We start from the raw sequence: 6,447 nt of genomic DNA, 5'->3' as shown, positions 1-6,447 counted from the left end.
CGGCCTCTTCCCGTCGGCCGGCTTCTCCCGGTCCGCGGGCTTGAGGTCCTCCCGGACTGCCTCGAGTGCGGCGGTGAGCTTGTCCTCGGTCAGGCCGAGCGCCTTGGCCAGCGCGGCCGTGTCGACGTGTGCGCCGCCGCGGCCGTGGCCACCAGGACCTCCCGGACCGGGGTGGCCGTCGGCGCTGACGGTCGCGCTGGGGGTGCCCTCGTCCGCGGTGGCGGTCAGGGTGGCGGCGGTGACGCCGCCGGCAACGGCGCCGGCGGTCAGGAGGGCCGCGGCCCTCATCCGGTACGTGCTCATCAAGTGCTCCTCTCCGTGGCCCACCTCGGTGGTGGCCTGGGGACGACACTCCGCCGCGAGCCAAGGTCTGCGCTGCGGCGGACCTGTCGGGAACCTGTGAATGCGGAGGGCTGTTGATAAATGCGTTAGTGACGGCTAACGTATCGATCATGACCGACCCGTTCAGTGCAGCCGCGGAGCCCAGCCGGCGCCGTCTGCTGCAGCTGCTCGCGGCCGGTCCGATGAGCGTCACCGAGCTCGCCGACCAGTTCCCGGTGACCCGTTCGGCGATCAGCCAGCACCTGCTGGTCCTCGCCGACGCGGGACTGGTCGCGGCCGAGAAGTCGGGCCGGCAGCGGATCTACCGCGTCGTCCCCGACGGACTGCGCCGGCTCCAGGCCGAGATCGACCGGTTCTGGACCTCCGAGCTCGACCAGCTGGTCGCCGACGCCCACGAACTCAACAACAACCGCAACCAGGAGTAGAGCCATGACCTTCTCGAAGACCGTCTCCCTGCCCGTCTCGCCCGACGAGGCGTTCGCGCTCGTCACCCAGCCCGAGCGGCTGCGCCGGTGGACCGCCGTCACCGCACGCGTGGACCTGCGTGCCGGCGGCGAGTACCGCTGGACCGTGACGCCGGGCAACGTCGTGGCCGGCACCGTTCGCGAGGTCGAGCCCGGTCGACGCGTCGTGCTCGAGTGGGCGTGGGACGACATGCCGGGCGCCGAGGACGTCGACAGCACGGTGATCATCACCGTCGAGCCGACCGACGGTGGCTCGCTCGTGACCCTCACGCACGAGGGCCTGACGCCCGAGCAGGAGGTCGGCCACGAGGAGGGCTGGAACCACTTCCTCGGCCGCCTCGAGGTCGCCGCCGCGAAGGGCGATGCCGGCCCCGACGAATGGGCGTTCGCGCCCGAGCGGATGGACGAGGTCGTCGCCGCCGAGGCGAGCCTCGCCGTCCTCCAGGGAGTGCTTCGCCAGGTCGTCTCGACCGACCGCGAGAAGCCGACCCCGTGCGCGGACTTCACCGTCCACCAGCTGGCCGACCACCTGCTCGACACGCTGGTGTCGCTCGGCGCCATGGCCGGAGCCGAGCTGACGCGCGCCGAGGCGCCCACGCTCGAGGACGCCGTCTCGACCCTCGCGTCCGACGCCATCGAGGCGTGGCGCCGCCGGGGCCTCGAGGGCATGGCGATGAGCCCGTTCGGCGAGGCTCCCGCGCCCGTGCTCGCCGGGATCGTCTCGATCGAGCTGCTCCTGCACGCCTGGGACTTCGCCCAGGCGACCGGCGCGACGATCACCGTCAGCGACGCTGTCGTCGAGCATGTCGCCGGGTCGGCCGCCAAGGTCATCCCCGGTGCGCGCGGCCGGGCCTTCGCCGACGAGGTCGTCGCGGATGCGGGATCCGACGCGTTGACCCGCCTGGCGGCGTACAGCGGACGGACGCCCCTCGCGGCGTGAACCGGGTGCGCTAATCTGGTGCCACCACCGAGCGACGTCGCAACTGATGCGCACCCGGTGATGAGCACCCGATCGGCGCACTCCCGCAGCAGCGCGAGCCCCGGTCACCGTCGAAGGAACCTCGCGGACCCTGTCCGCATCGGAAGGAAACCTGTGGCTCGAGGAGGCCAGCGGGGAGCGACGCAGCAGCGTCGGAACCCCCAGGCGGCGCGCACGCGTCGCAACGAAGAGGGGATCATTCCCCAGCTCGCTCGCGCCGTGCGCGAGGTCGAGGCAGCGGTCGCCCGCCGCTCGGCGATGCCGGAGGTGCGCGCGAAGTTCCAGGTCGTCGCCCTGCTGGCCCGCGAGGAGCGCGCCCGGGTCAAGGCCGACACCGAGCTGTCCGACAGCCGCCGCGGCGAGGAGCTCAAGCGCCTGGACGGGATCGCCACGATCCTCGCCCAGACCGCCGCCCGCGACAGCACGCTGTTCACGCTGCTCGACGAGAACGCCGAGATGTCCGAGACGGCCAAGGCCGTACGACGTGAGCTGCTCCGCAAGGCCGGTGCCGAGCCGGAGCCCGAGCCGGAGCCGGTCGTCGAGCTCGTCGACGGTGCCGCTGCCGAGCGCCGGGCGTACCCGCTGTCCGTGCAGGCGCGCCAGCTCGCCAACCCGTTCCTCGCCCCTGACTTCGAGCACGCCCGTAGCCGCGTCCGGCCCCGTCGCCTGGCCGGCTGGGAGCTGCTCGAGCCGCTGTTCCGCTCCTTCGAGCGCGCCGCTCCCGACGCCCCGGCGTGCATGCCGCTGCCGGACGCCGACCAGCTGACCTCGATGACCGGACGGCACGCACCCGCCGGTCGCGAGCTGATGCCGCACCAGGCGCAGCTGATCGCCTCGGCCGCCGAGGGCCACCGCACCTACCTGCTCGCCGACGAGCCCGGCCTCGGCAAGACCGCGCAGGCGCTGCTCGCTGCCGAGGCCGCGGGCGCGTTCCCGTTGCTCGCCGTCGTACCCAATGTCGTGAAGACGAACTGGGCGCGCGAGGTGGACCTCTGGGTCCCCAACCGCCGCGCCACGGTGCTGCACGGTGACGGCGACGACGCCGACGGCTTCGCCGACGTCTTCATCGTCAACTACGAGATCCTCGACCGGCACACGGGCTGGCTGGCCACCCACGGGTTCCGCGGGATGATCGTCGACGAGGCGCACTACATCAAGAACAAGGGCTCCCAGCGCTCGCAGAACGTGCTGGAGCTCTCCGAGAAGATCCGCGCCCGGATCGCCCGTCCGCTGCTGATGGCGCTGACCGGCACCCCGCTGATCAACGACATCGAGGACTTCCGCGCGATCTGGCAGTTCCTCGGCTGGATCGACGACGTCGTCCCGCAGGGCGAGCTGATGGAGGCGCTCGAGGAGACCGGCCTCACGCCGGCCGACCTCGGCTTCTACCCCGCCGCCCGTCGCGCTGTCATCGACGAGGGCATCGTGCGCCGCCGCAAGATCGACGTCGCCGCCGACATCCCCGCCCGCCGGATCGCCGACATGCCGGTCGAGCTCGAAGGTGAAGCCGGTCGCTCGATCCGCAAGGCCGAGCAGGAGCTCGCCCGCCGCATGGTCGAGCGGTACGACGCCGCGCTGTCCACGCGACGCAGCGGAGCCGTGGTCGACGGGATCGACCACGACCTCGTGCGCCGGGTGGCGACCTGGGAACGGGAGGACAACTCGACCAAGACGGGCGAGAACGTCTTCGGCATGCTGCGCCGGATCGGCCAGGCCAAGGCCGGCCTCGCAGCGGACTACACCGCCCAGCTGGCCCGCAACGTCGGCAAGGTCGTCTTCTTCGCCAAGCACATCGACGTGATGGACCAGGCCGAGAAGACCTTCGCCGAGCGCGGCATCAAGTACAGCTCGATCCGCGGCGACCAGACCAGCACCGCCCGCCAGAAGGCGATCGACGCGTTCGTGAACGACCCCGAGGTGCAGGTCGCGGTCTGCTCGCTCACCGCAGCCGGTGTCGGCCTCAACCTGCAGGTCGCGTCCAACCTGGTGCTCGCCGAGCTCTCGTGGACCGATGCCGAGCAGACGCAGGCCATCGACCGGGTGCACCGGATCGGCCAGGACGAGCCGGTGACCGCCTGGCGGATCATCGCGACGCAGACCCTCGACACCCGGATCGCCGAGCTCATCGACAAGAAGGCCGGCCTCGCGGCGCGGGCCCTCGACGGCGCCGGTGAAGAGGTCGAGGGCGGTTCGATCGACCTGCAGACCGAGGCACTGGTCGCGTTGCTGACGGCGGCGCTGGAGGAGCGCGGCGACTAGGTCCTGAGCTTCCGGTCGGCGTACCGGTAGAGCGCGATCACGGCCCCGAACAGGGCGGTGATCGCGACACACACCACGATCACCGAGCCCCAGCCCTTCTCGTCGTAGTCGAGGAAGGGGTACGGGAACCAGTCGGTGGCGGCGCCCGCGACCAGGATGACCACGAGCCAGGCGATGGGCCAGGCCAGGGACACCTCGATCGCGCGTCGTTCGACCCGGGGCCGGGGCCCGAAGGCGATCCAGCCGATGACCGCCAGCGCCGGCACCACCATGTGCAGCAGCTTGTCGGCGACGTAGCTCGCGCCCTCGAGGTCGAGCAGCGGGCGCAGCAGGAAGAAGTGCACCAGGCCGGTGACCGTGATGCCGACGATGCCGGCCAGGCGCAGTGAGCGGAACCTCGTGCCGTCGCGCGACGGATCGCGGGCGAGCAGGAAGCTGGCGATCGCGATCAGCAGGTTGCTCTGGATCGTGAAGTAGGCGACGAGCCTGATCAGCCGGGTGGCCAGGGTCGGCGGGTTCTCGTCGACGAGGACCGAAGCGCCCTCGATGACCAGGGCCGTCTGCAGCACGAGCGCGCCGGTCGCCACCGCGGCGGTCAGGGCGTGCCAGGCCGAGGACTTTCTCACCGGCCAACCGTAGGGCATCGTCGGCGTCCGCCTGGGTTTCCGTGACAAGACTTCACGGTTAACCGGAACCTCCGTGGCCATAAGTCGTTGATCAGGCAAGAGGCCAGTGCCGCGCCGGAAACGGATCGACAGGGGCTGGGTGTGTTGCGGTGACTGGGGGGTTCCACGACACGCAGGGGCGGTTCGGCCTTCGGGCGGGACCGCCCCTTCTCGTTTCCGCAGGTCGCGGCCCGGTTTCGTGGGTGTCGTAGGCAAGGATGGCGACGTGTCCGGTCCCCTCATCACCACCGACCCGTCCTCTGACGAGATCCGTCGCAGTGCGCTGCGCCGGATGCGCACGGTGGCCGTGTCGCTCCTGCTGTTCGCCGCCGCGGTCTACGTCGCGACCCTGAATCGCGACGGGTTCTGGGGCTTCGTCAATGCCGGCGCCGAGGCGTCGATGGTCGGCGCGATCGCGGACTGGTTCGCCGTCACGGCGCTGTTCAAGCACCCGCTCGGCCTCCCGATCCCGCACACCGCGCTCATTCCCAAGCGCAAGGACGACCTCGGCAAGGGCCTGGAGGAATTCGTCGGCGACAACTTCCTCCAGGAGGAGATCATCCGCGAGCGGGTGCTCGGCATCGGCGTCGCACAGCGGGTGGGGGACTGGCTGGCGGTGCCGGCCAACGCCGAACGCGTCGTGACCGAGGGCTCCGAGATCGCGGCCATCGCGCTCGGCAAGGTCCGCGACGAGCACATCGAGGCGCTGGTGACCGAGGCGCTGGTCCCGCGCTTCCACGAGGAACCGATTGCGCCGCTGCTGGGCGGACTGCTCTCCGAGGCACTTGCCGACAACCTCCATCACGGTCTCGTCGACCTGATGATCGACGAGATCCACGGCTGGCTGGTGGCCAACCCGGAAACCGTCTACGCCGTCATCGGGGAGCGGGCGCCGGCCTGGGCGCCCGAACGGCTCAATGAGGTCGTCGTCGAACGTGCCCACCGGTACCTGGTGCGCTGGGTCGAGGAGATCCAGGTCAACCCGCACCATCGTGCCCGCAAGGCGCTCGACTCGATGCTCGTCGGGTTGTCCGAGGACCTGCTCGTCAACCCCGACACCCAGGAACGCGCCGAGCGGCTCAAGGACCGGGTGCTCGACCACCCCGCCGTGCTCAAGACCGCGATCTCGATGTGGAAGGCCCTCCGCAAGGCATTGCTGACCTCGCTCGACGACCCCGACGGCGCCGTACGACGTCGGCTGCTCGTCGAGGTCGAGGGTGCCTCGTCCCGCCTGCGGTCCGATGCGGCGCTGCGCGACCGGCTCGACAAGATGGCCGCCGACGGCGCCGTCTTCGCCGTGGAGCGGTACGGCGCCGAGCTGACCGCCGTGATCACCCACACCATCGAGCGGTGGGACGGCAAGGAGGCCGCCCGGCGGATCGAGCTGCACGTCGGGCGCGACCTGCAGTTCATCCGGATCAACGGCACGATCGTGGGTGGCCTCGTCGGCGTACTCATCCACGCGGTGTCCGTCGCCCTTCACTGAGCGATTCACCGGCCGACCCCACCCCGGCCTACTCTGGGCGGGTGGCAACTCCCCAGGACGTCGGCATCCGCGACGGCTCGATCCGTCTCGGCCAGTTCCTCAAGCTCGCGAACCTCGTCGAGTCGGGTGCCGAGGCCAAGCCGCCGATCGCCGACGGCCTCGTGACCGTCAACGGCGAGGTCGAGACCCGGCGTGGACGCCAGCTCGTCCCCGGGGACGTCGTGGAACTGGCAGGGCAGGCCGCCCGGGTCG

7 protein-coding genes are annotated in these 6,447 nt (G+C 71.0%); 5 read left to right on the top strand and 2 right to left on the bottom strand.

Annotated elements, in window-relative coordinates; genetic code table 11:
• Positions 1-303: hypothetical protein (locus tag ACOADB_RS12100; RefSeq protein WP_378598616.1), on the bottom strand; the 303-nt coding region annotated here is incomplete at its 3' end.
• A 149-nt stretch (positions 304-452) separates the two neighbouring features.
• On the opposite strand from ACOADB_RS12100, the gene ACOADB_RS12095 reads away from it, so the two are divergent.
• The 3 genes from ACOADB_RS12095 to ACOADB_RS12085 all read left to right on the top strand — a co-directional run bounded on the left by ACOADB_RS12095 (position 453) and on the right by ACOADB_RS12085 (position 4,044).
• Positions 453-767: an ArsR/SmtB family transcription factor gene (locus ACOADB_RS12095; protein ID WP_378598613.1), complete on the top strand. Its 315-nt coding sequence runs from the start codon at positions 453-455 to the stop codon at positions 765-767.
• 4 nt (positions 768-771) lie between these two features.
• Complete coding sequence (locus ACOADB_RS12090; protein WP_378598610.1) at positions 772-1,746, top strand: TIGR03086 family metal-binding protein; 975 nt, start codon at positions 772-774, stop codon at positions 1,744-1,746.
• Between the two features lie 258 nt (positions 1,747-2,004).
• Positions 2,005-4,044 (top strand): DEAD/DEAH box helicase, encoded by a 2,040-nt coding sequence (locus tag ACOADB_RS12085; RefSeq protein ID WP_378598607.1) that lies wholly within the window; start codon positions 2,005-2,007, stop codon positions 4,042-4,044.
• On the opposite strand, the gene ACOADB_RS12080 is transcribed toward ACOADB_RS12085, so the two are convergent.
• A complete protein-coding gene (locus ACOADB_RS12080; protein ID WP_378598603.1) occupies positions 4,041-4,670 on the bottom strand; it encodes a Pr6Pr family membrane protein in 630 nt (209 codons plus the stop codon). The two genes, ACOADB_RS12085 and ACOADB_RS12080, sit on opposite strands and share 4 nt — an antisense overlap.
• Positions 4,671-4,935: 265 nt before the next feature.
• Here ACOADB_RS12080 and ACOADB_RS12075 point away from each other — a divergent pair, with 265 nt between their 5' ends.
• Positions 4,936-6,195 (top strand): DUF445 domain-containing protein, encoded by a 1,260-nt coding sequence (locus ACOADB_RS12075; RefSeq protein WP_378598600.1) that lies wholly within the window; start codon positions 4,936-4,938, stop codon positions 6,193-6,195.
• Positions 6,196-6,236: 41 nt separating this feature from the next.
• Positions 6,237-6,447 (top strand): RNA-binding S4 domain-containing protein (locus ACOADB_RS12070; protein WP_378598597.1); only part of this gene is annotated, 211 nt, incomplete at its 3' end.

It is taken from the genome of Nocardioides sp. CPCC 206348 (genome assembly GCF_048654705.1).
Classification (GTDB): domain Bacteria; phylum Actinomycetota; class Actinomycetes; order Propionibacteriales; family Nocardioidaceae; genus Nocardioides.
This window is presented reverse-complemented; position numbering and strand designations above follow the sequence as displayed.